The 24,214-nt window shown below is 72.6% G+C and carries 16 protein-coding genes and 1 pseudogene; 13 read left to right on the top strand and 4 right to left on the bottom strand.

Annotated elements, in window-relative coordinates; translation table 11 throughout:
• Positions 1–525 (top strand): annotated as a pseudogene (locus tag GA0115242_RS22070) (hypothetical protein); the annotation flags it as partial.
• Between the two features lie 151 nt (positions 526–676).
• Here the strand turns inward: GA0115242_RS22070 and GA0115242_RS22065 are convergent.
• Complete coding sequence (locus GA0115242_RS22065; RefSeq protein ID WP_093831124.1) at positions 677–1,267, bottom strand: NADAR family protein; 591 nt, start codon at positions 1,265–1,267, stop codon at positions 677–679.
• 209 nt (positions 1,268–1,476) lie between these two features.
• Between GA0115242_RS22065 and GA0115242_RS22060 the strand changes: the two genes are divergently transcribed.
• The 8 genes from GA0115242_RS22060 to GA0115242_RS22025 all read left to right on the top strand — a co-directional run bounded on the left by GA0115242_RS22060 (position 1,477) and on the right by GA0115242_RS22025 (position 11,172).
• The gene (locus GA0115242_RS22060) at positions 1,477–3,012 is read left to right on the top strand and encodes a gamma-aminobutyraldehyde dehydrogenase (RefSeq protein ID WP_093831122.1); all 1,536 of its coding nucleotides are present in this window, start codon (positions 1,477–1,479) and stop codon (positions 3,010–3,012) included.
• A gap of 68 nt (positions 3,013–3,080) precedes the next feature.
• The gene (locus GA0115242_RS22055) at positions 3,081–4,325 is read left to right on the top strand and encodes a polyamine ABC transporter substrate-binding protein (protein WP_093831116.1); all 1,245 of its coding nucleotides are present in this window, start codon (positions 3,081–3,083) and stop codon (positions 4,323–4,325) included.
• Between the two features lie 5 nt (positions 4,326–4,330).
• The gene (locus tag GA0115242_RS22050) at positions 4,331–5,485 is read left to right on the top strand and encodes an ABC transporter ATP-binding protein (protein ID WP_176729878.1); all 1,155 of its coding nucleotides are present in this window, start codon (positions 4,331–4,333) and stop codon (positions 5,483–5,485) included.
• Positions 5,485–6,411, top strand: a complete 927-nt coding sequence (locus tag GA0115242_RS22045; protein WP_093831112.1) for an ABC transporter permease — start codon at positions 5,485–5,487, stop codon at positions 6,409–6,411. Before GA0115242_RS22050 ends, GA0115242_RS22045 begins: the two co-directional genes overlap by 1 nt.
• Entirely contained in the window at positions 6,412–7,212 is an 801-nt protein-coding gene (locus GA0115242_RS22040) for an ABC transporter permease (protein WP_093831110.1), read from the top strand.
• 47 nt (positions 7,213–7,259) lie between these two features.
• Positions 7,260–8,678 carry an NAD(P)/FAD-dependent oxidoreductase gene (locus tag GA0115242_RS22035; RefSeq protein WP_093831108.1) on the top strand — a complete coding sequence of 473 codons (1,419 nt, stop codon included), beginning with the start codon at positions 7,260–7,262 and terminating at the stop codon, positions 8,676–8,678.
• Between the two features lie 141 nt (positions 8,679–8,819).
• A complete protein-coding gene (locus GA0115242_RS22030; protein WP_093831106.1) occupies positions 8,820–9,275 on the top strand; it encodes a hypothetical protein in 456 nt (151 codons plus the stop codon).
• Positions 9,276–9,360: 85 nt separating this feature from the next.
• Positions 9,361–11,172 carry a chitinase gene (locus tag GA0115242_RS22025; RefSeq protein WP_093831104.1) on the top strand — a complete coding sequence of 604 codons (1,812 nt, stop codon included), beginning with the start codon at positions 9,361–9,363 and terminating at the stop codon, positions 11,170–11,172.
• On the opposite strand, the gene GA0115242_RS22020 is transcribed toward GA0115242_RS22025, so the two are convergent.
• Both GA0115242_RS22020 and gabT read right to left on the bottom strand, forming a co-directional pair.
• Positions 11,160–11,741, bottom strand: coding sequence for a phosphatase PAP2 family protein (locus GA0115242_RS22020; protein WP_311638852.1), 582 nt, complete (start codon positions 11,739–11,741; stop codon positions 11,160–11,162). The two genes, GA0115242_RS22025 and GA0115242_RS22020, sit on opposite strands and share 13 nt — an antisense overlap.
• Positions 11,742–12,159: 418 nt before the next feature.
• A complete protein-coding gene (gene gabT, locus GA0115242_RS22015) occupies positions 12,160–13,494 on the bottom strand; it encodes a 4-aminobutyrate--2-oxoglutarate transaminase (protein WP_093831102.1) in 1,335 nt (444 codons plus the stop codon).
• 268 nt (positions 13,495–13,762) lie between these two features.
• On the opposite strand from gabT, the gene GA0115242_RS22010 reads away from it, so the two are divergent.
• From GA0115242_RS22010 to GA0115242_RS22000, 3 genes are all read left to right on the top strand, one after another.
• Positions 13,763–15,889 carry an ATP-binding protein gene (locus GA0115242_RS22010; RefSeq protein ID WP_093831100.1) on the top strand — a complete coding sequence of 709 codons (2,127 nt, stop codon included), beginning with the start codon at positions 13,763–13,765 and terminating at the stop codon, positions 15,887–15,889.
• A gap of 151 nt (positions 15,890–16,040) precedes the next feature.
• Positions 16,041–17,630, top strand: coding sequence for a PucR family transcriptional regulator (locus tag GA0115242_RS22005; RefSeq protein ID WP_093831098.1), 1,590 nt, complete (start codon positions 16,041–16,043; stop codon positions 17,628–17,630).
• Positions 17,631–17,765: 135 nt separating this feature from the next.
• The gene (locus GA0115242_RS22000; RefSeq protein WP_093831120.1) at positions 17,766–19,211 is read left to right on the top strand and encodes an aldehyde dehydrogenase family protein; all 1,446 of its coding nucleotides are present in this window, start codon (positions 17,766–17,768) and stop codon (positions 19,209–19,211) included.
• A gap of 79 nt (positions 19,212–19,290) precedes the next feature.
• Here the strand turns inward: GA0115242_RS22000 and GA0115242_RS21995 are convergent, their stop codons facing one another.
• Positions 19,291–22,131 carry a glycoside hydrolase family 3 C-terminal domain-containing protein gene (locus tag GA0115242_RS21995; protein WP_093831096.1) on the bottom strand — a complete coding sequence of 947 codons (2,841 nt, stop codon included), beginning with the start codon at positions 22,129–22,131 and terminating at the stop codon, positions 19,291–19,293.
• 372 nt (positions 22,132–22,503) lie between these two features.
• On the opposite strand from GA0115242_RS21995, the gene GA0115242_RS21985 reads away from it, so the two are divergent.
• Complete coding sequence (locus GA0115242_RS21985) at positions 22,504–24,207, top strand: extracellular solute-binding protein (RefSeq protein WP_093831094.1); 1,704 nt, start codon at positions 22,504–22,506, stop codon at positions 24,205–24,207.
• The last annotated feature ends 7 nt before the right edge of the window (positions 24,208–24,214 follow it).

Here is a 24,214-nt window from a genome sequence, read left to right as displayed (position 1 = left end):
CGTACGGGCCAGCCCCGCGCCCCGGTCGTCCCGCCCGGTCTACGGGCCAGCCCCGGCCGCCCCGTCCCCGGCGGGCGGTCGGGGCGCCCCCTGCCCTACGCGCCCCCGATCGGGCACTCCGGCGAGCCCGTGCCGCCGCCCCCGACGGCGCCGGGCGGTCCTGGACCGGCCGCGTACGGCTACCCGGGCGGGTACGGCTACCCGACCGCGCCCGGATACGGCGTCCCCGGCCCGCAGGGCATCGCCGGCTACCCGGCCTGGGCCGGTGGGATGGCGCCGCCGCCCAGCAACGGCATGGGCACCGCCGCCCTGGTGCTCGGCATCCTCGCGGCCGTCGGCTTCTGCTTCTGGCCGCTGGCGATCCTGCTCGGGGTGCTGGCCCTGATCTTCGGCGGCATAGGCCGGGGCAAGGTCACCCGGGGCGAGGCGACCAACCCCGGCGTGGCCCTGGCGGGGATGATCTGCGGCGGCTTCGGCATCCTGTCCGGCCTCGGGATGTTCGTCCTGCTGTTCGCCAGCTTCTGACCCGACGCCGCCGCGAGCCCGCCCGCGTCCTGGTTCGGCCCGGACGTCCTGGACACCCCGGCCCTCGGCCCGGACGTTCCGGAGCCCCAGCCTCAACGCCCCTCCCTCCCCAGCCGAGAAGTCCAGACAGCCCGCCCCTACACCCCGCCCCCTACACCCCGTCCCTCTCCGCCGCGCGCCCCCGCAACCGGTCGCGGGTCTCCATCAGGGCGAAGCCCAGCAGGTTCGTGCCGCGCCAGCGGGTCGGGTCGAGGGCCGCCTCGTCGGTGGCGGCGAGGCCGATGCCCCAGATCCGGTCCATGGGGCTCGCCTCCACCAGGACCCGGTCGCCGGTGCCGAGCAGATACCGGCGCAGCCCCTCGTCGGCCGTGAACTTGTGGACGTTGCCCTCGACGACGATCCCGACGCGTTCGCGCCTCCACGTCCGCTCGTCGAAGCCGCGCACCAGCCCGCCCGCCTTCTTCGCCTCCGCCGGGTGGTCCGCGGTCAGCGCGCGCCGTTCGTTCTCCGCGTCGCCGAAGAGCCGGGCCTTCGCGGCCATCATCCAGTGCTCGGCGGTCGCGTACGCGACTCCGTCGACCGTGAACGGCGAGGGCCACCACTGGCTGAGGCAGCTCGGGCCGAGCCGTCCGCCGGGGAGCGGCTGGTTGCCCCAGAAGGGCAGGTATCTCACCCTGGCCCCGGCCCGGACGGCCCTGACCAGCGTCTCCCGTGAGTCGATCTTCCCCGTGGTCGCTTCCATGCACGGGAGTGTGACAGCGACCACGGACACTCCGTCCCTCCTTTTTCGCGCCCACTCGACACCTGGTCGACAGATTCCGTCGCGTAACCAAAAGGCAACAACGGAATCACTTGTTGGACGCCCCCTGCTCTGTCAGGATCGGCACTCAAATCGAGCTGGAGCTACGCCATCCGGCCCCGCGCCGCGGGATGCCGGCGGAGGAGAGCGACATGCACTACCCGGGCACTGCCACCCCGGACCGATTCCCCGCGCAGGATCGTTTCGCGGCCGGGGCGCAGTACATCGCAGGACGGCTGGTCGCCGGTACGTCGGGCCACGTCCACACGGTCGTCGACCCGGCGACCGGCAAGGACGTCCTCAGCTACGAGCTGGCCGGGACGGCGGACGTGGACGCGGCCGTCGCCGCAGCCCGCGCCGCGTTCCCCGGCTGGGCGGGCGCCACCCCGGGCGAGCGCTCGGACGCGCTGCACCGGCTGGCCGGGGTGCTCGCCGACCGCGCGGAGGACTTCGCCCGCGCCGAGTCCCTCCAGTGCGGCAAGCCGCTCAAGCTGACCCGCGAGTTCGACGTGCCGGGGACGGTCGACAACGCCGCGTTCTTCGCGGGCGCCGCCCGCCACCTCCAGGGGCAGTCCGCCGGGGAGTACTCGGGCGACCACACCTCGTACGTCCGCCGCGAGCCGATCGGCGTCGTCGGCTCCATCGCGCCCTGGAACTACCCGCTCCAGATGGCCGCCTGGAAGATCCTCCCGGCCGTCGCCGCGGGCAACACCATCGTGCTGAAGCCCGCCGAGCTGACCCCGCTGACCTCGCTGCTGTTCGCCCAGGCCGTCACCGACGCCGGGATCCCCGACGGCGTCGTCAACATCGTCAGCGGCACCGGACGGGAGGCGGGCGAGCACCTCGTCGGCCACCCGGACGTCGCCATGACCTCGTTCACCGGCTCCACCGCCGTCGGCAGGCGGGTCGCGGAGATCGCCACCGCCACCGTCAAGCGCCTGCACCTGGAGCTGGGCGGCAAGGCGCCCTTCCTGGTCTTCGACGACGCCGACCTGGAGGCGGCCGTCCACGGCGCGGTCGCCGGGTCGCTCATCAACACCGGCCAGGACTGCACCGCCGCCACCCGCGCGTACGTGCAGCGCCCGCTGTACGAGGCGTTCGTCGAGCGGACCGCCGCCCTGATGGAGACCGTCCGGGTGGGTGACCCGTCCGCTCCGGACACCGACCTCGGCCCGCTGGTCTCGCACGCCCAGCGCGACCGGGTGGCGGGCTTCGTCGACCGGGCCCGCGGGTACGCGCGCGTGGTCACCGGCGGCGCGACCCCCCTGGGCGATCTGGCCAACGGCGCGTACTATCTCCCCACCCTGATCGCCGACGCGGCGCAGGACAGCGAGGTCGTCCGGTCCGAGATCTTCGGGCCGGTGCTGGTGGTGCTCCCCTTCGACAGCGACGACGAGGGGATCGCCCTCGCCAACGACACCCCCTACGGACTCGCGGCCTCCGCCTGGAGCCGTGACGTCTACCGGGCCAACCGCGCGACCCGGGAGATCCAGGCGGGGTGTGTGTGGGTCAACGACCACATCCCGATCATCAGCGAGATGCCGCACGGCGGATACAAGTCCTCCGGCTTCGGCAAGGACATGTCGGCCTACTCGTTCGATGAATACACGCAGGTGAAGCATGTGATGTTCGACAACACCGCGGTGGCGGCCAAGGACTGGCACCGCACCGTCTTCGGGGACCGCTAGCGACGACCGGCGCAGGCCGGACCCGCGCGGCAGAAACGGACCGACCCTCCCGAAAGGGCATCAAGCGCATGGAGCAGTACGAGCCCGGATTGTCCCCGGCCCAGGTGGCCGCCATGCGGCGCAGCCTCCGCGGCGGCAGGGCCGCCCTCACCCGCCGTTCGCTGCTGCGCGCCTCCGCGGGCGGCGCGCTCGCGGTCGGCGGCCTCGGCGCGCTGAGCGGCTGCGGCATCCCCGCCGCGGGCCGGACGGAGGGCGGGACCTCCGCCGAGGACCACTCGGCCACCGAGAAGACCGTGAACTTCTCCAACTGGACCGAGTACATCGACGTCGACGACAGCGGCAAGAGCCACCCGACCCTGACCCAGTTCCAGCGGCGGACCGGCATCGCCGTCAAGTACACCGAGGACATCAACGACAACAACGAGTTCTTCGGCAAGATCAAGCCGCAGCTCGCCGCGGGCCAGTCCACCGGCCGCGACCTGATCGTCCTCACCGACTGGCTGGCCGCCCGGCTGATCCGCCTCGGCTGGGTGCAGAAGCTGGACGCCTCGAACCTGCCGCACGCCTACGCCAACCTGTCGGCGCAGTTCCGCAACCCCGACTGGGACCCGGGCCGCGCCTACTCCTACGTCTGGCAGGGCATCTCGACGGTCATCGCCTTCAACCGCAAGGCGCTCGACGGCGTCGAGGTGAAGTCCGTCTCGGACCTGCTCGACAAACCCGAGCTGAAGGGGCGGGTCGGCTTCCTGTCGGAGATGCGCGACAGCATCGGGATGACCCTCCTCGACATGGGCAAGGACCCGGCGAAGTTCACCGACGACGACTACGACGCGGCCGTCGCCCGGATCCAGAAGGCCGTCGACAAGGGCCAGATACGCCGCTTCACCGGCAACGACTACACCTCCGACCTCACCAAGGGCGACATCGCGGCCTGCGTCGCCTGGGGCGGTGACATCGTCCAGCTCCAGGCGGACAGCCCGGACGTCGACTACATCATCCCGGACAGCGGCTACATGACGTCGACGGACAACCTGCTGATCCCCAACAAGGCGCGGCACAAGGCGAACGCCGAGCGGCTCATCGACTTCTACTACGAGCCCGAACCGGCCGCCGAGCTGGCCGCGTACGTCAACTACGTGAGCCCCGTCGACGGCGTCCGGCCCTACCTCACCAAGATCGACAAGGGAGCCGCGGACAACCCGCTGATCCTCCCCGACAAGGCAATGGCCGCGAAGTCCCACGCCTTCCGCGCACTGTCCGCGAAGGAAGAGACGGCCTACGAAGAGAAGTTCGCGAAGCTCACAGGGGCGTGACGACGATGACGACCAGCAACGACGGGGGCGGCGACGTCCGCCTCACCGGCATCAGCAAGACCTACGGCTCCTTCACCGCCGTGCACCCGCTCGACCTGACCGTCCCGCAGGGCTCCTTCTTCGCCCTGCTCGGCGCCTCCGGCTGCGGCAAGACCACCACCCTGCGGATGATCGCGGGCCTTGAGGAGCCGTCCGGCGGCTCCGTCCACCTCGGCGACCAGGAGGTCACCCACCTGCCGCCGTACAAGCGGCCGGTGAACACCGTCTTCCAGTCCTACGCCCTCTTCCCGCACCTCGACATCTTCGAGAACGTCGCCTTCGGACTGCGCAGGCGCGGCATCAAGTCGGTGAAGAAGCAGGTCGAGTCCATGCTGGAGCTGGTGCAGCTCGGTGAGCAGGCGCGCAAGAAGCCGCACCAGCTCTCCGGCGGCCAGCAGCAGCGGGTGGCCGTCGCCCGCGCCCTCATCAACCACCCCAAGGTGCTCCTGCTCGACGAGCCGCTCGGCGCCCTCGACCTCAAGCTGCGCCGCCAGATGCAGCTTGAGCTGAAGCGCATCCAGACCGAGGTCGGCATCACCTTCGTGCACGTCACGCACGACCAGGAGGAGGCCATGACGATGGCCGACACGGTCGCCGTGATGAACGCGGGCCGGGTCGAGCAGCTCGGCTCCCCGAGCGACCTGTACGAGAACCCGACCACCACGTTCGTCGCCAACTTCCTCGGCACCTCCAACCTGATCGAGGCCGAGGTCGACACCCGGAGCGGCGAGGACATCGTCCTGCGCGCGGGCGGCGGCAAGCTGGTGCTGCCCGGGTCGCGATGTTCGGCGCCGACCACGGCCGGCGGCAAGGTGCTGGTCGGGGTGCGGCCGGAGAAGATCTCGCTGGCGCACGCGGACGAGGCGGGCGCCGTGCCCGAGGGCCGCAACCGGATCACCGGGCGGATCGCCGACTCCAGCTTCATCGGCGTCTCCACCCAGTACGTGATCGACAGCCCGGTCTGCCCGGAGTTCGAGGTCTACGCCCAGAACATCGACCGGGACGCCCGGCTGGTCCCCGGCGCCGAGGTCGTCCTGCACTGGAACCCGGCCCACACCTTCGGGCTCGACGCGGCGCAGGCCATCGACGCGGGCACCGGCGCGGACGAGGCGGCCGCCTGATGGCCGCCGCCACCGGGGCGCCACCCCTGACGCCCGGCACCGAGGAGCCGAAGCCGCCGCGCAGGAGGGGCCGCCTCACGCCGTACTGGCTGCTGCTGCCGGGACTGCTCTGGCTGGTGGTCTTCTTCGCGCTGCCGATGATCTACCAGGCGTCCACCTCGGTGCAGACCGGCTCCCTTGAGGACGGCTACAAGGTCACCTGGCACTTCGTGACCTACTGGGACGCGCTCGCCGAGTACTGGCCGCAGTTCCTGCGCTCGGTCCTGTACGCGGCCGCCGCGACGGTCCTGTGCCTGCTGCTCGGCTACCCGCTGGCGTACCTGATCGCCTTCCGCGCGGGCCGCTGGCGCAACCTGATCATGATCCTGGTGATCGCGCCGTTCTTCACCAGCTTCCTGATCCGCACCCTCGCCTGGAAGACGATCCTCGCGGACAGCGGTCCCGTGGTCGGCGCCCTCAACACGCTGCACGTCCTCGACGTCACGAGCTGGCTCGGCTGGACGGCGGGCGACCGGGTGCTCGCCACCCCGCTCGCGGTGGTATGCGGACTGACGTACAACTTCCTGCCGTTCATGATCCTGCCGCTCTACACCTCGCTCGAGCGCATCGACGGGCGGCTGCACGAGGCGGCGGGCGACCTGTACGCGAAGCCGTCCACCACCTTCCGCAAGGTCACCTTCCCGCTCTCGATGCCGGGCGTCGTCTCCGGCACGCTGCTGACCTTCATCCCCGCGGCGGGCGACTACGTCAACTCCGAACTCCTCGGCTCCACCGACACCCGCATGATCGGAAACGTCATCCAGACGCAGTTCCTGCGCATCCTGGACTATCCGACGGCCGCCGCCCTCTCCTTCATCCTGATGGCCACGATCCTTTTCATGGTGACTTTCTACATCCGCAGGTCCGGGACGGAGGATCTGGTCTAAATGCCTTTCGTCAACTGGCTCAAGCGGCATCTCGTCGTCATCGCGGGACTGGTGACGCTCGGATATCTCCTGCTGCCCAACATCGTCGTCACGGTCTTCTCCTTCAACAAACCGAAAGGCCGTTTCAACTACGCCTGGCAGCAGTTCTCCCTGGACGCCTGGAAGGACCCGTGCGGGGTCGCCGACATGTGCGGCTCCCTCTCGCTCAGCCTCCAGATCGCCTTCTGGGCGACGCTCGGCGCCACCGCGCTCGGCACGATGATCGCCTTCGCGCTGGTGCGCTACCGGTTCCGCGCGCGCGGCGCCGTCAACTCGATGATCTTCCTGCCGATGGCGATGCCCGAGGTCGTGATGGCCGCCTCGCTGCTCACCCTGTTCCTCAACATGGGCGCCCAGCTCGGCTTCTGGACCATCTTGATCGCCCACATCATGTTCTGCCTGAGCTTCGTCGTGGTCGCCGTGAAGGCCCGCGTGATGTCCATGGACCCGCGCCTCGAACAGGCCGCCCAGGACCTCTACGCCGGACCCGCGCAGACCTTCCTGCGGGTCACCCTGCCCATCGCGGCACCGGGCATCGCCGCGGGCGCGCTGCTGTCCTTCGCGCTCTCTTTCGACGATTTCATCATCACCAATTTCAACGCGGGCTCGACCGTCACCTTCCCCATGTTCGTCTGGGGTTCGGCACAGCGCGGAACACCCGTCCAGATCAATGTCATCGGTACGGCCATGTTCCTCGTCGCCGTACTGTTCGTGCTGGCGTCGATGCTCATCACCCATCGCCGTACGAAGCAGAAGGCATAAAAAAGAATCCGGGACGACCCGGCAGAGCCCTGTAGGGAGTTGACATCATGGCCCCGAGCGCCATGACCCGCTGGACCGCATCCCTCTCCGACGCGCAGCCGGTGCCGTACTGGCTCGACGACCCCGGAAGGCCCCGCCCCGAGCCCGCGCTCACCGCCGCCGACTCCTGCGACCTGCTGGTCGTCGGCGGCGGGTACAGCGGACTGTGGACGGCGCTGCTCGCCAAGGAGCGCGACCCCGGCCGGGACGTCGTCCTGCTGGAGGGCCGCGAGGTGGGCTGGGCCGCCTCCGGCCGCAACGGCGGTTTCTGCGCGGCCTCCCTCACCCACGGCCTCGCCAACGGCCTGGCCCGCTGGCCGGGGGAGATCCACCGCCTCCAGGAGCTCGGCGCCCGCAACCTCGACGGGATCGAGGCGGCCGTCGCCCGGTACGGCATCGACTGCGAGTTCGAACGCACCGGGGAGATCGACGTCGCGACGGAGCCGTACCAGGCCCGCGAACTGCGCGACTGGTACGAGGAGACCGAGCGGGCCGGGCTCGCCGACGGCGTCGAGCACCTGGACGCCGACGCGGTCCGCGACCAGGTCGACTCGCCGACCTTCCTCGGCGGCCTCTGGGACCGCGGGGGCGTCGCCATGCTCCACCCCGCCAAGCTGGTCTGGGGCCTGAAGGCGGCCTGCCTCCGGCTCGGCGTCCGGGTCCACGAGCACACCCCGGCCCTCGCCCTGCGGCGGCACGGCGCCGCCCTCGCCGTCCGCACCCCGTACGGCTCGGTGCGCGCCCGCAAGATCGCCCTCGGCACCAACGTCTTCCCGAACCTGGTCAGGCGGGCGCGCGCCTACACCGTCCCGGTCTACGACTACGCGCTGATGACCGAGCCGCTCTCCGACGCGCAACTCGCCTCGATCGGCTGGCGGGGGCGGCAGGGCCTCGGCGACTCGGCCAACCAGTTCCACTACTTCCGGCTCTCCGCCGACAACCGCGTCCTGTGGGGCGGCTACGACGCCGTCTACCCGTACGGCGGCCGGGTGCGCGCCGAGCACGACGACCGCCCGGAGACCTACGCCAAGCTCGCCGGGCACTTCTTCACCTGCTTCCCGCAACTGGAGGGCGTCCGCTTCTCGCACGCGTGGGGCGGCGCCATCGACACCTGCTCGCGCTTCTCCGCGTTCTTCGGCACCGCCCACCGCGGCGACGTCGCCTACGCGGCCGGGTACACCGGGCTCGGGGTGGGCGCCACCCGGTTCGGCGCGGACGTGATGCTGGACCTGCTGGACGGCGCGGACACCGAGCGGACCCGGCTGGAGATGGTCCGCAGGAAGCCGCTGCCGTTCCCGCCCGAGCCGTTCGCCTGGACCGGCATCGCCCTCACCAAGTGGTCGCTGGCCCGCGCCGACAGCCACGGCGGCCGCCGCAACCTGTGGCTGCGGACCATGGACCGGATGGGCCTCGGCTTCGACAGCTGAGCCGCGCGGCAGCCCGGCGCGGTCGTCGCGGGTGTGATCCAGTTCACCCGCACGGGATTGCGTAACCCGCGTAATGCCCGGCGCGTACCTCCCTCTCTCCCGTGACGCGACCGCGTCGACGCGAGAGAGGGAGCTCTTTTCATGACTGGGGCGAAGACGGCCGTCGAATGGCTGGCATCCGTGGCACCGGAACCCGAGGCGTGCCGGTGGGAGTGGGAGCGCAATCCGCTCGGCGTCGCGCTGCTGCCCGCGGGCAAGGCCTGGGACGTGCTGATCCTGCCCGCCACGCTGGGCTATCCGACGCTCGACGTGCTCACCCGGGTCATCGACCAGCCCGGCCCGGTGCTGGTCGACTTCGGCGACGCCCGGATGGGGTTCTTCGTGCCGCCGGGCACCGCCGCGCGCTGGCTCGGCACCGGCATCCGCACCGCGGGGTCGGGCACCTGGATCGTGGTGCCCTACCCGGGCCGGGCCACCGGCGGGGTGCGCTGGCTGGTCCCGCCGGACGGCTCGGGCACCCTCACCGATCCGGCGCTCCTGGAGCTGGCCATGCACGAGGCGGCGGCAGGCCTGGCCGGTGAGGGAGGCACCGGGTGACCGCGTGAGGTCTTGACAACAGGATTGGTCTGGACCAAATTGGGCGCGCTCCACCCCTCCAATTCCCCCATGCCCGGAGGCACTTGTGGATCGCTTCAGACCTGTCCTCGCCGTGCTGACAGCCGCTCTGCTCGCTGTGCCCGGCATCACCGCGCTCTCGTCGGCCGCCCGTGCGGCCGACGCGGACCTCGCGAGGAACGGAGGCTTCGAGACCGGTCTCGACGGCTGGACCTGCCCGGCGGGCACCACGGTCGACACCCCTGTGCACAGTGGCGGTTCGGCGCTGCGGGCCACCCCGGCCGGCAGCGACAACGCCCAGTGCGCGCAGCGGGTCACCGTGCGCCCCGACGCGCAGTACACGCTCAGCGGCTGGGTCCGCGGCGCCTACGTCTACCTCGGCGCGAGCGGCACCGGCACCACGGACGTCTCCACCTGGACCCAGTCGGCCCCCGACTGGCAGCGGCTCACCACCACCTTCCGCACCGGCCCCACCACCAGCAGCGTCACCATCTACACCCACGGCTGGTACGGCACCGGCGCCTACTACGCCGACGACCTCACCCTGACCGGCCCCGCCGCCGACCAGGGCCAGCCGCCCGCGGCCCCGGCCGGGCTCACCGCCGGCACCGTCACCTCCACCAGCGTCGCCCTGTCCTGGACGGCGGTCCCCGGCGCCACCGGCTACGCCGTCTACCGCGACGGCGTCAGGACGCAGACCGCGAGCGGCACCTCGGCCACCGTCACCGGCCTCACCGCCGCCACCGCCTACTCCTTCCAGGTCACCGCCACCAACGCCGCGGGGGAGTCCGCGCGTTCGGCGGCCGTCCGGGCCACCACCGCGACCGGCTCGGGCGGCGGAGGCGGAGGCGGCGGATCGTCCGACCTCCCGGCCCACGCCCTCGTCGGCTACCTGCACTCCAGCTTCGCCAATGGCTCCGGCTACACCCGCCTCGCCGACGTCCCCGACAGCTGGGACGTCATCGACCTCGCCTTCGGCGAACCCACCTCGGCCACCTCGGGCGACATCCGCTTCGACCGCTGCCCGGTGAGCGAATGCCCGACCGTGGAGAGCGACGCCGACTTCAAGGCCGCGATCAAGGCCAAGCAGGCGGCGGGCAAGAAGGTCCTCATCTCCATCGGCGGCGCCAACGGCCAGGTCCAGCTGACCACCACCGCGGCCCGCGACGCCTTCGTCACCTCCGTCTCGAAGATCATCGACACCTGGGGCCTCGACGGCCTCGACGTCGACTTCGAGGGCCACTCGCTCTCCCTCGCCGCCGGTGACACCGACTTCAGGAACCCGACCACCCCGGTCGTCGTCAACCTGATCTCCGCCCTGAAGACCCTCAAGGCCAGGTACGGCGCCCGGTTCGTGCTCACCATGGCCCCGGAGACGTTCTTCGTGCAGATGGGCTACCAGTACTACGGCACCGGCCCCTGGGGCGGCCAGGACCCGCGCTGCGGCGCCTACCTGCCCGTCATCCACGCCCTGCGCGACGACCTCACCCTGCTGCACGTCCAGGACTACAACTCGGGCCCGATCATGGGCCTCGACAACCAGTACCACTCCATGGGCGGCGCCGACTTCCACACCGCCATGACGGACATGCTGCTCACCGGCTTCCCGGTGGCGGGCGACCCGAACCGCGTCTTCCCGCCGCTGCGCCCCGACCAGGTCGCCATCGGCATGCCCGCCTCGGTCAACGCGGGCAACGGGTACGTGGCCCCCGCCGAGGTCACCAAGTCCCTCGACTGCCTGACCCGGCGGACCGGCTGCGGCGGCTACACCCCGCACGGCACCTGGCCCGCGCTGCGCGGCCTGATGACGTGGTCGGTCAACTGGGACCGGTTCGCGGGCTGGGAGTTCCAGCGGACCTTCGACGGCTACTTCGGCTGACCCGGCCCGGCGCCGCCGCCCCGGCCGGTCCGTCCGGCCCGGCCGAGGGCGAGCGCCAGCAGGGTCAGCAGCACGGTGGCCAGGCACCAGCTCGCGACGACGTCGAGCGGCCAGTGGTAGCCGCGGCGGACCAGGCCGTAGGAGACGGCGAGGACCAGGGCGGCGCCGGCGCCGACGACGGCCCGCCGGGCGGCGGGCGTGCGCAGCAGCGGGAGCAGCACCAGGGCGGCGCTCCCGTACGCGAGGGCCGCCGTCGCCGTGTGCCCCGACGGGAAGTAGCCGGTCGCGGGCGGCACGGCGGGGGTGCCGGGGCGGTCGGTCCACACCTTGAGCGGGACGACGAGGGCGGGGACCACCGCCGTCGCCACCGCCCCGGCGAGGGACGGTAGCCACCAGTGGTCTGTACCGGAGGACCGGCGGCGCAGCCCGGCGAGGACCAGGACGGCCGCGAGCACCGGGACCGCGACCTCGACGTTGCCCAGGTCGGAGAGGATCTCGGAGAAGCGGTCGGGGTGGCGGAGCGCGGCGCTGACACGGGCGTCGAGGCGGAGCAGGGGGCCGTCGGCCACGACCTGCCAGGTGATCAGCGCGAGGAGGAGGGCGGGAAGCCCGAGAAGTCCGAGGAGGAGAGAGGAGGTCGGCCGCCCCGGAACAGGGGGGGTGGTTCCGGGGCGGCCGACCGGACCGGATCGACGCCCACCCCGGGGGGTTTGGGGTGAGCGACTGTCCGATCGGTGAGGAGAACCGGAGCCGGAGACTCCGGGTGTGTGCGCGAGGGCACGGCCAGGTCTCGGCTGGGGAGGCTCCGACCTGTTGTCGCCCACAGTCCCCTGTGGGCGGGGTGTATCTCTCATCTGGGAAGAACCTACGACAGCCGGGAGGCCCACGACAGACGCAATCGCGTCCCGCCATCTACCTCGCACACCTTCTTCACACCCTCTGCCGCAGCCCGGCGCGGCCCTCCGGACCGGCCGGGCAACCGGGTGCTCAGAGGCCCGCGAAGGCCGCCTCGATGATGTCCAGACCCTCGTTCAGCAGGTCGTCGCCGATCACCAGCGGCGGCAGGAACCGCAGCACGTTGCCGTAGGTGCCACAGGTCAGGACCAGCAGCCCCTCCTGGTGGCAGGCCTTGGCCAGCGCGGCGGTCGACGCCGCGTCCGGCTCCTTGGTCGCCCGGTCCTTGACCAGCTCGACGGCGATCATCGCGCCCCGGCCCCGGACGTCGCCGATGACGTCGAACTTCTCCGCCATGGCCGAGAGCCGGGCCTTCATGACCGACTCGATGTGCTTGGCCCGCGCGTTGAGGTCCAGCTCCCGCATCGTCTCGATGGCGCCGAGCGCACCGGCGCACGCCACCGGGTTGCCGCCGTAGGTGCCGCCGAGGCCGCCGGCGTGCGCCGCGTCCATGATCTCGGCTCGGCCGGTCACCGCGGCCAGCGGCAGCCCGCCCGCGATGCCCTTGGCGGTGGTGATCAGGTCGGGGACGATGCCCTCGTCCTCACAGGCGAACCACTGGCCGGTGCGGCAGAACCCGGACTGGATCTCGTCCGCGACGAAGACGATCCCGTTCTCCCGCGCGAACCGGCTGATCGCCGGGAGGAAGCCCTTGGCGGGCTCGATGAAGCCGCCCTCGCCGAGCACCGGCTCGATGATGATCGCGGCCACGTTCTCCGCGCCGACCTGCTTGCTGATCTGGTCGACGGCCTGCGCGGCGGCCTCGGGGCCCGCGTTCTCGGCCCCGGTCGGCCAGCGGTAGCCGTACGCCACCGGCACCCGGTACACCTCGGGCGCGAACGGCCCGAAGCCGTTCTTGTACGGCATGTTCTTCGAGGTCAGCGCCATCGTCAGGTTGGTGCGGCCGTGGTAGCCGTGGTCGAAGACGACGACCGCCTGGCGCTTGGTGTGGGCGCGGGCGATCTTCACCGCGTTCTCGACGGCCTCGGCACCCGAGTTGAACAGGGCCGACTTCTTGGCGTGGTCGCCCGGGGTCAGCTCGGACAGCGCCTCGGCGACCTCCACGTAGCCCTCGTACGGGGTGACCATGAAACAGGTGTGGGTGAAGTCGGCGAGCTGCGCAGCGGCCCGCCGCACGACGGCCTCGGCGGAGGCGCCCACGCTGGTCACGGCGATGCCGGAACCGAAGTCGATCAGCCGGTTGCCGTCGACGTCCTCGATGATCCCGCCGCCGGCGCGGGCGGTGAAGACCGGAAGCACCGAGCCCACGCCCTGCGCGACCGCGGCGGCGCGGCGGGCCTGGAGTTCCTGCGACTTCGGGCCGGGGATGGCGGTGACGAGCCGGCGCTCCTGCGGAAGTGCGGTCATGGGGGCTCCCTGAGATCGTGCGTTCCGGACGGTTCCGGGGCGGTGCCTTTTCGGACGCTTGCGTTCTTTTCTCGCAGGCTAGGGCGGTGAACGGAAGGTGGGCATGCTCCATGTGGGCGTTGTCGGCGGGGCGCGTTGTCCGCCGTGGACATAGCAGCCCGCCCGCGCGGCACCGCGGTCCCGGCCGCGTAAACGGTGAACTCCCCTTGCCGGGGCGTTAGATTGGCCGCAGGCGGTGGTCGGAACGGCTGGTCAGGGAGCGAACGCGATGGACAGCGACGGGACGCAGGACGCGCGGGGCACACAGGCGAACCCGGTGCCGCGTCCGGCGGGGCCACCCCGGATCCCCGCGATGCCCCCGGGCCCGCCCACCGAACAGGCCGTACCGCCCCGCCCCGACGGCACGGCGTTCCTGAACTGGCTCCGGGCCCCGCGGCCGGAGGCGCTGCCGGGGGTGTGGCGGTTCGGGTACCGTCCTCGCCCGGTCGAGGAACCCGAGCTGACACCCACGCGCCAGCTCCTCAGCGGGGCGCTGATCGGGCTGCTCTGCGCCTGGCTCCTCTGCTCCCTTCTGTACAACGGGTACCTGGGCAGTTTCTGGCTCTGGCCCTGGTTCGCGCTGGCACCGGACTCATGGACGACGGGCAGGGGCGGAGCCGTCGGAGGCGCGGCCTCGTGGATCTACGAGGCTCTGGTGTTCGGTCTGGTCTTCATCGGCCTCGGGCGGATCGGGCGCTGGGGCGAGATCTGGCAGCGCTTCGGCCCTCCTGCCTGGCACCAGGCCGCTCCGGTACAGGAGAAGCTTCCCGATCCGCAGGAGGACCCCGCCGAGTGGCCCCAGTTGCGGGCCGCCGGGGCCGACGACGCCGCCGAGCGTCTCGCCGGTGACGCCCGCGCCGGGCTCATGCGGGACGTCGACCACGCCCGGATCTCCCGCGCCTGGCAGGGCGTGCGCACCGGCCTGCACCCGCTCGCCACCTTCACCGGCGCCGTGCTCAAGGACGGCGCCGCCGCCTGCGCCCACCCCTCGGGCGCCCGCGACCTGACCTCCCGCGTCGCCCGGCACGACCTGGTGACCGGACAGGTGAGGCTCGGCGCGACCGCCGACGACGCCCGCAACCCGTACGCCTACCGGGGCGCCGGTCTCGGCCTCGGACCCGATCTGCTCGGCACCTCCCTGCTGGCCGTCGGCCCGCCCGGGTCGGGCAAGACCGGCGCGGTGGTCAGGCCGCTCGCCGAGTCCCTCTGCCTGAACGCGCTCGCCGGGCGGGCCGCCGTCGTGGTGGTCGGCGGGGCGGGCGCCGGGCTCGGTCCGGCCGACGCGTACGACGTCGTCGTGCGGATCGGCAACCCGGACTCCGTCTACGACCTGGACCTGTACGGCGGGAGCGGCGACCCCGACGAGGCCGCCGCCGTCCTCGCCGAGGCGCTCGTCGGCGACCTCACCGACCCGCACCCCAGCGGTGACAGCCGCCGCTCCACCACCGTCCTCGCCCAGCTCCTCGGACCGTTCCGCGCGGTCCACGGCCGGTTCCCCTCGGTGCCCGAGCTGCGCCAGCTCCTCGACATGGCGCCCGGCCCGTGGGACGCCCTGCGCACCGGCCTCCAGGGCTCGGGCCAGGAGTCGCTGCTGCGCGAGCTGGACGCCAGGGAGCGGCAGGCGCGGCAGCCGGGCGACGTCGCCGCGGTCCTCGCCGACCGGGTGGCCCTCCTGGACCGGCCCGCCTTCGCGGGCTTCTTCGACACCTCGGGACGCTCCCGCCCCTTCTCCCTCACCTCCCTCGACCATCCCGTCCGGGTCCGCGTCGACCTGCCCGAACGCGGGCACGCGGACGCCTCCCGGATGCTGGCCCGGCTGGTCCTCGCCCAGTTCACGGCGAGCGTCGCGGCCCGCGAGGACCGGTCCCTCTTCGCCTGCCTGGTGCTGGACGACGCCTCCGCGGTGGTGACCCCGGAGGCGGTGCGCGGCATCCAGCGGCTGCGGTCCGCCAACGCGGGCGCCGTCCTGACCCTGCGCACCCTGGACGACGTCCCGCGTCCGCTGCGCGGCCCGCTGCTCGGGGCCACCGGCTGCCGGATGGCGCTCTCCGGACTCACCCCGTGGGACGGCCAGGACTTCGCCGAGGTCTGGGGCAAGGAGTGGATCGAGGCACGGGACGTCACCGACCGCCAGATCATCGCCGAGACCCCCGCGGGGAAGGCAGTCCACATGCTGCGCCGGGTGATCACCGGCAAGGCGCCCACCGCCCGCGCGGTGACCGTGCGCCAGGTCGAGCGCGAACGCTGGTCGGCGTCCGAACTGGCCCACGGGGTGCCACCGGGGCACGCGGTGCTCTCCCTGACGACGGTCACCGGCGACCACGCGCCCCCTCTCCTGGTCGACCTGCGGGGGTGAGCCGGGCGGGCCCAGGACGGCCCCGCTCGCGCGTCGTCCGTCGCTACGGTGAGGCAGAATCGGAAGGGTCCGTTCGTACGGTGCGGCCAAAAGGCACGTGGCCGGTTCCGTGCGGGCCCCGACGCTCCGCTCCGACGCCCCTGAAGGCCCCATGCCCCCGACGCTCGCCTCGCTCGTCCAGCACACCGCGCTCAAGCTGACCGTGCGCGCCGGTGCGGACCGGCTGGACGTGCCCGTCCGCTGGGCGCACGCCAGTGAGCTGGCCGATCCGGTGCCCTACATGGAGGGCGGTGAGCTGCTGCTGATCACCGCGCTCAAGCTGGACGCCGAGGACCCCGACGCCATGCGCCGCTACGTGCGGCGGCTGGTCGGGGCGGGGGTCGCCGGTCTCGGGTTCGCCGTCGGGGTGCACTACGGGTCCGTCCCGGACGCGCTCGTCGACGCGGCCCGCGAACAGGGGCTGCCGCTTCTCGAGGTGCCGCGCAGGACGCCGTTCCTCGCCATCAGCAAGGCCGTCTCCGCGGAGATCGCCGCCGAGCAGTACCGCGCGGTCACCGCCGGGTTCGCCGCCCAGCGCGAGCTGACCCGGCAGGCCCTCACCGACGGTCCCGAGGGGCTCCTCGCCGCGCTCGCCGCGCAGGTCGACGGGTGGGCCGCGCTCTACGACGCGTCCGGCGCCGTCGTCGCCACCGCGCCCGGGTGGGCCGGACGGCGGGCCGCGCGGCTCACCGCCGACGTGGAGCGGCTGCGGGAGCGGCCCGCGCCCGCCTCCGCCGTGGTGGGCGCCCCCGCCAACGAGGACCGCGTCGAACTGCACTCCCTGGGCACCGGACGCCGTCCGCGCGCCGCGCTCGCGGTGGGCACGGCGGCCACCCTCGGCACGGCCCAGCGCTACGCCGTCCACTCCGCGATCGCCCTGCTGACCCTCACCACCGAACGGTCCCGCTCGCTCCAGGCCGCCGGGCAGCGCATCGACGCGGCCGTCCTGCGCATGCTCCTCGCCGGGCAGCCCGACCACGCGCGCGCCGTCGCGGGCGACCTGTACGGCGGGCTCCTGGACGCGCCGTTCCGGATCGTCCTCGCCGAGTCGGCACCGGCCGCCCGCCCCGCGGACGGCGATCCGCTGGCCGCGCTCGCCGAGACCGTCGAGTCCGCGGCGGCCCGCGCCGGTGAGGCGGTCCTCGCGGTGCCCGACGGACGGCGCCTGGTGGTGCTGGCCGCCGACGGCGGCGCCGCGCTGACCGCCTGCGCCGCCCACATGACGGCGGCGGAGGCGTCCCGGGCGGCCGGGGAACCTTCGACGGGCGACGAGGAGGCGCTGGTGGTGGGCGTCTCCGCGCCGGTCGGCCCGATCGCCGCGGCGGCCGGGCACAAGCAGGCCGAGCAGGCGCTCTCGGTCGCCAGACGGCGGGGCCGCGTCTACGTGGAGCACGAGCAGCTCGCGTCCGGCTCCGTGCTGCCGCTGCTCGCCGACGACGCGGTGCGGGCCTTCGCGGACGGGCTGCTGCGCCCGCTGTACGAGCACGACGCGACCGGCCGGGGCGACCTGGTCGCCTCCCTGCGGGCCTGGCTCTCCCGGCACGGTCAGTGGGACGCCGCCGCGGCCGACCTGGGTGTGCACCGGCACACCCTGCGCTACCGGATGCGCCGGGTGGAGGAGATCCTCGGCCGCTCCCTGGACGATCCCGACGTCCGGATGGAGCTGTGGCTCGCGCTGAAGACCACCACCGGCACCGCCTGACGGCTCCCCGCCCATCTGGAGTGGGCGCGGGCCGCACTGCTACACCCCGGACAAACGCGTGCGCGCCACCCCGCGCCTACCGTGGACCCGGACACCGCAAGCACACCCCCAATGTGGAAGGGCCGGGACTCGCACATGACTTCCAGCTACGCCTTCTGGCTCGCCGGCCGCCAGGCCACCGGTGAGGACACCTTCGACGTCACCTCCCCGTGGGACGGGCGTCTCGTCGCCGCCGTGAGCGTGCCGACCGACGCGCAGGTCGAGGAGGCCGTGGCCGCCGCGTACGCGGTGCGGGACGAGTTCGCCGCGACCCCGGCGCACGTGCGCGCCGCCGCCCTCGACCACGTCAGCCGGCGGCTCGTCGAGCGCACCGAGGAGATCGCGCAGCTCATCTCCGCCGAGAACGGCAAGCCGGTCAAGTGGGCGCGCGGCGAGGTCGGCCGGGCGGTCTCGGTCTTCCGGTTCGCCGCCGAGGAGGCCAGGCGGTTCAACGGCGGCGAGGCGCAGCGCCTCGACACCGACGCGGGCGGCCAGGGCAGGCTCGCCCTCACCCGCCGCTTCCCGAAGGGCGTCGTGCTGGGCATCGCGCCCTTCAACTTCCCGCTGAACCTGTGCGCCCACAAGATCGCCCCGGCGATCGCGGCCGGTGCCCCGATCATCCTGAAGCCCGCCCCGGCCACCCCGCTCTCCGGGCTGGTCATCGGCGAGCTGCTGGCCGAGACGGAGCTGCCCGCCGGGTCCTGGAGCATCCTGCCGGTCGCCAACGACCGGATGCCCGCCCTGGTGCGGGACGAGCGGCTGCCGGTCATCTCCTTCACCGGCTCCGAGAAGGTCGGCTACGCGATCATGGACTCGGTGCCGCGCAAGCACTGCACCCTGGAGCTGGGCGGCAACGGCGCGGCCGTGGTCCTCGCCGACTGGGCGAGCGACGCGGACCTCGACTGGGCCGCGACCCGGATCGCGACCTTCTCCAACTACCAGGGCGGCCAGTCCTGCATCTCGGTGCAGCGGGTGATCGTCGACGCCTCGGTCCGCGACCGGCTGGTGCCGCGCATCGTCGCCGCCGTGGAGGCCCAGGTCACCGGCGACCCGTCCGACCCCAAGACCGATGTCGGCCCGCTGGTCAGCGAGGACGCCGCCCGGCGCGTCGAGTCGTGGGTGGCGGAGGCGGTCGGGGCGGGCGCCGAACTGCTCACCGGCGGCGAGCGGGACGGCGCCGCGTACGCGCCGACCGTCCTCACCGACCTGCCCGCCGACACCACGCTCGCCGCCGAGGAGGTCTTCGGCCCCGTCCTGAGCATCGTCACCGTGGACGGTGAGGCGGCGGCGTTCGCCGCCGTCAACGACTCCAAGTACGGCCTCCAGGCAGGGGTGTTCACCCATGACCTGCAGGCCGCCTTCCGTGCCCACCGGGCGCTGGAGGTCGGCGGCGTGATCATCGGTGACGTGCCGTCCTACCGCGCCGACCAGATGCCGTACGGCGGCGTCAAGCAGTCGGGCGTGGGCCGTGAGGGCGTCCGGTTCGCGATGGACGACTACACCTACGAGCGGGTCATGGTGCTCACCGGCATCGATCTCTGACCCGTCCGACCGCACCCGAAGGCGATGAAGGGGCCCGGCACCGCTGCCGGGCCCCTTCCGCGTCGGTCTCCGCGGACCCTCAGCCGCGGAAATCGACGTGCGCGAGCCGCAGCGGGCCGCGCAGCCGCAGGCGGACGTCGTGGACTCCCTCGGCGACGATCCCGGCGCCGACGGCGGTGTACGCGTACGGGCCGAGCGGTTCCTCCGGCCGCAGGGTGAGCGAGGCCAGCACCGGGCCGCCGTCCAGGGCGAGTTCGAGGGTGCCCTCACCCGCGAGCAGCGCGCTGACCTCGGTGACGCCGTCCGCGAAGTCGCAGTCCCGGTAGACGAGTTCGGCGCTGCGGCCGACCGCGGGCGTCACCGCGTCCCCGGCCGTCCTGCTCCGGTCGACGATCGCGGCCCCGCTCTGCTCGTCGAAGTCGGCCGCGTCCAGGCCCCGGCGCAGAACGGGCCGCGGTACGGCGGGCGTTCCCTCCAGGTGCACCGTGGCGCGCAGCCTGACGTCCTCGCTTGACGCGCCCGCCAGCACCTCGAAGGGGCCCGGCTCCAGCCGCCAGTCGCCGAGTGCCACGTCCCAGAACGCGAGGGCGGAGAGCGGGATCTCGAAGTCGAGGCGGGTCCGTTCGCCGGGCGCGAGGGTGACCCTGCGGTGCGCGAGGAGTTCGCGGCGCGGCCTGGGCACCGACGCCTCCACCGCCCGGCCGTAGAGCTGGGCGACCTCGTCGGCGGTGACGTCCCCGGCGTTGGTCACCTGGAAGGAGACCCGCAGCGCCCCGTCGCCGACCCGGGCCGTCAGGTCCGCGTAGCCGAACGACGTGTAGGACAGGCCGTGTCCGAAGGGGAACAGCGGGGTCCCCTCGAAGTACAGATAGGTCTGGCGGCTTCCGATCACGTCGTAGTCGAGCAGGTCGGGCAGGTCGGCGTCGCTCTCGTACCAGGTCTGCGGCAGCCGTCCGGCGGGCGGGACGTCACCGGCCAGCACCCGGGCCAGCGCGGTGCCCGCGGCCTGCCCGCCGTGCGCGGTCCACAGCATCGCGGGCGGCGACGGCGTCCCGAGGGCGTACGGGTAGGCGCAGACCAGCGCGAGGACGGTGCGCGGGTTGGCGTCCCGGGCCGCCCGCAGCAGCCGCCGCTGGTGCTCGGGCAGCCGCAGCGTCGAACGGTCCTCGGTCTCCCGGCCGTTGATGTGCGGGTCGTTGCCCGCGACCACCACGACCACGTCCGCCGACGCCGCCGCGCGGGCCACCGCGTCCTCGCCGCGTTCGGCGACCACGATCTCGAAGACCTCGGGCGGCCGACCGGCAACCCGCACGCCGTCGGCGGCGACTGAGACGGGGTGCCCCGTACCGAGGTGCCGGAGGAGGTGGCCGCCCGCGTGGGGTTCGAGCCGGAACGTCTCCTGGACGATCCAGCCGCCGGGCTGGTCGGCGGAGGCGCGCACCAGGCCGTCGTCGGCGACCGAGAGGTAGCGGCCGTCCGGCGCGCGCAGGGTCAGCACGCCCTCGCCCCAGTCGGTCAGGGCGAGTTCGCTGCCGGTGGCGTCGCAGGTCAGCGGCGGCAGGTCGGTGCGGCCCGCGAGCAGCGCCGGGTCCAGGGCGCCGTCCGCGCCGCGGGCCTGCGCGGGTTGGTCCGGGGCGGCCGGGACGCGCAGGAAGGTGCCGGCGGAGGTCCTGAGCCTGATCCGGTCGACGCCCTCGGCGAAGGTGACGCGGTCGGCGCCGAACCGCTCGTAGAGACCTTCGAGCGGGGTGCTGCGGTGGATCAACGTGCCGCTGTACCAGTCGAGTTTGCACTCGTCGGCGAGGAGGCCGACCACCGCGACCCGGGTGTCGGGGGCGAGCGGCAGCAGTCCGTCGTTGCGCAGCAGGACGATCGCCTGCTCCGCGGCCTCCCGGGCGAGCGCCCGGTGCTCGGGGGTGTCGAAGCCGGAGTCGTCCGTGTGCGGGTCCTCCCGCGGGTCGAACTCCCCGAGCGCGAAGCGCACCGCGAGCTGTCTGCGCACCGCGGTGTCGACGTCCGCCTCGGTCAACAGGCCCTGGTCGAGGGCGCCCTGGACGCGGGCGACGATCCGCGAGGGGTCCGTGCCGTGGTCGGTGAAGCTGTCCACGCCCGCCCGCAGGGCCGCCGCCGTCGCCTCCTCGTGGGTGGCGAAGTAGTGCTCGGAGTCGACCAGGTTGGAGGGGGCCCCGGCGTCCGAGCAGACCAGCAGCTCCTGGTCCGTCCAGGTCCGCAACTGCTCGCGGAGGTGCGGCGAGACGTGGTTGGGGCGGCCGTTGACCAGGTTGTAGGCCGGCATCACCCCGGCGACCGCGCCCGCCTCGACGGTCTCCCTGAAGGCCCGCAGGTCGTACTCGTGCAGCACCCGCGGGCGCACCGTGCTCGACGAGGTGTCCCGGTCCGTCTCGTTGTTGTGGGCCAGCCAGTGCTTGAGGACCGGCGCGGTGCGCCAGTACACCGGGTGGTCGCCGCGCAGGCCGCGGGTGTACGCGGTGGCCAGGGACGACGTCAGCCGCGGGTCCTCGGAGTAGCCCTCCTCGTTGCGGCCCCACAGCGGGTGGCGCAGCAGGTTGACGGTGGGGGACCAGACGTTCAGGCCGACCCGGTCGTCACCGGCGCGCATCGCGCGGGCCTCGCGGCCGACGGCCTCGCCGATCCGGCGCACCAGGTCGGGGTTCCAGGTCGCGCCGAGGCCGACGGCCTGCGGGAAGACCGTCGCCGGGCCCATCCACGCCACCCCGTGCAGCGCCTCCTGCCCGGTGCGGAACGCGGCGACGCCCAGGCGGTCGACGGCGGGCGCGTACTGGTGCAGGAAGGAGACCTTCTCGGCGGGGGTGAGCCGGGCCAGCAAGTCGTCGATGCGCTTCGCGAACGGCAGCCGCGGATCGCGGAACGACGGCGTGGTCGGCGTCTGTGCGGTCACGTGAGGGTCCCCTTGCGATGGAGCGACGGAACTCTTTCGAAGCGCTTCGATGCTGATTCGACGGACCGTCGGGTGTCAAGACGTCCCCCCGCAACACCTCCGACTTTTCCCGGCATCGCAAGCAGCGTATGCACCCGCACTCAACCCCGGCGCCTCGGAGGAATCTTGGGAGCGACCCTTGTGCGCCCCTTGCCCTTCACTTAACCTCGCAGCAACATCGAAGCGCTTCGACTCCCTTGCGTGGCCACCGCGCCTGGTGCGCGTCCCGGCCCAGAGGTCGGAGGACCGCTTCGGCTCAGCAGTTCCACTCACGACACCGCAGCCGACGTCCCCACCGCCGGGTGTCCTGGTGCGCCATGAAGGGTTGACGCAATGACGCCGAACGCCGCTTCCCGCTCCGGTGGTTCCACAGGGCCGAGCCGCCGCAGCTTCCTCGCCTCCACCGCGGTCGCCACCGCGGCGGTCGCGGGCGGGCTGCCGCTGCTCTCCGCGTGCGGCGGCTCGGACAGCGGCTCCGGAGGGGGCTCGTCGGCGGGCAAGGGCGCCAAGAAGCTGCTGCCCTCCTACGCGGCCAACAGCGTCGTCACCCCCGACCTGCCCGCCAAGAACGGCTCGGCCGCCGGATTCACCGCCGAACTCGACATCGCGGGCCTGAAGACCTCGGTGCCCGAGAAGCTCGGCAAGGGCGGCAAGGTCACCGTCATGTCGCCGTTCTGGGGCTCGCCGCCCAAGAACGACAACGCCTACTACCGGGCGATGAACGAGCTGACCGGCGTCGACGTCGTCTGGCAGAACCAGGACGGCAATACCTACGACCAGAAGCTCGGCGCGGTCCTCGCGTCGAGCGACGTGCCGGACGTCGTGGTCGTCCCCGGCTGGAACATGGGCGGCAAGATCCCCAGCGCCATCACCGGCAAGTTCGCCGACCTCGGCCCCTACCTCTCCGGCGACGAGGTCAGGAAGTACCCGAACCTCGCGGCGATCCCCACCGACGCCTGGCGGCGCTGCATCTTCGGCGGCAGACTGCGCGGCCTGCCGATGCCCTCCTCGTACGTCACCAACATCGTGCCCCTCTACCGCAAGGACATCTTCGACAAGGAGGGGTACCAAGTACCGCGCTCCGCCGACGAGTTCCTGGCGCTCGCGAAGGACATCACCAACGCCAGGGCCAAGCGCTGGGCCTGCCAGGACATGAAGTGGACGGCCTTCAACACCTTCGGCGTCCTCTCCGGCAGCGAGAAGCCGCTCGGCTGGAACCTCGTCGACGGCAAGCTCGTCTACCGCGTCGAGACCGACGCCTACCTCGAAGCCCTGGAGTGGACCCGCAAGCTGTTCGCCGCGGGCGTCGTCCACCCCGACGCCATGCTGGGCAAGAGCAGCGCCACCGACCCGGGCCCCAAGTTCGCGGCCGGCGAGTTCCTCGTCTACAACCAGGACATCTCGCAGTGGTGGAGCCGCACCGCCGAACAGGCCGCCCAGAACCCGCAGTACCGGATCTGGGGCATGGACATCTGGGGCCACGACGGCGGCGACCCCACGATCTGGGCCACCCAGCCCGCCAACATCTTCGCCTTCGTCAGCAAGAAGGCGCCCGAGTCGGTGGTCAGGGACGTGCTCGCGGTCGCCGACGTCACCGCCGCGCCGTACGGCACCAAGGAGTACATGCTCACCAACTACGGCGTCGAGGGCACCCATTACACCGTCAAGGACGGCGTGCCCACCAAGACCAAGCAGGGCAACATCGACGTCCTCAACGCCTTCGTGATGGTGGCCAGCCCCGCCCCGACCATCGCCCACCCGGACTTCCCCGACGTCACCAGGGCCATGGTCGAGTGGCAGCAGCGGATGGGCGCCTTCACCGAGAAGTCCGCCTTCTACGGCCAGCAGATCACCGAGCCGACCCGCTACACCAACCTCTCCAACGACTTCGAGCAGTTGGAGGACGACATCGTGCGCGGCCGCAAGAAGGTCTCCGACATGCAGCGGGCCGTCTCCGACTGGCGGAGCAAGGGCGGCGATCAGCTCCGCGACTGGTACCGCAAGCTGCTCGACGACAACGGCACGGCCACGAGCTGACCGGCAC

The organism is Streptomyces sp. SolWspMP-5a-2, assembly GCF_900091845.1.
GTDB lineage: Bacteria > Actinomycetota > Actinomycetes > Streptomycetales > Streptomycetaceae > Streptomyces > Streptomyces doudnae.
The sequence above is the reverse complement of the archived record's forward strand: the minus strand, read 5'-3'. Positions and strand labels throughout refer to the sequence as shown.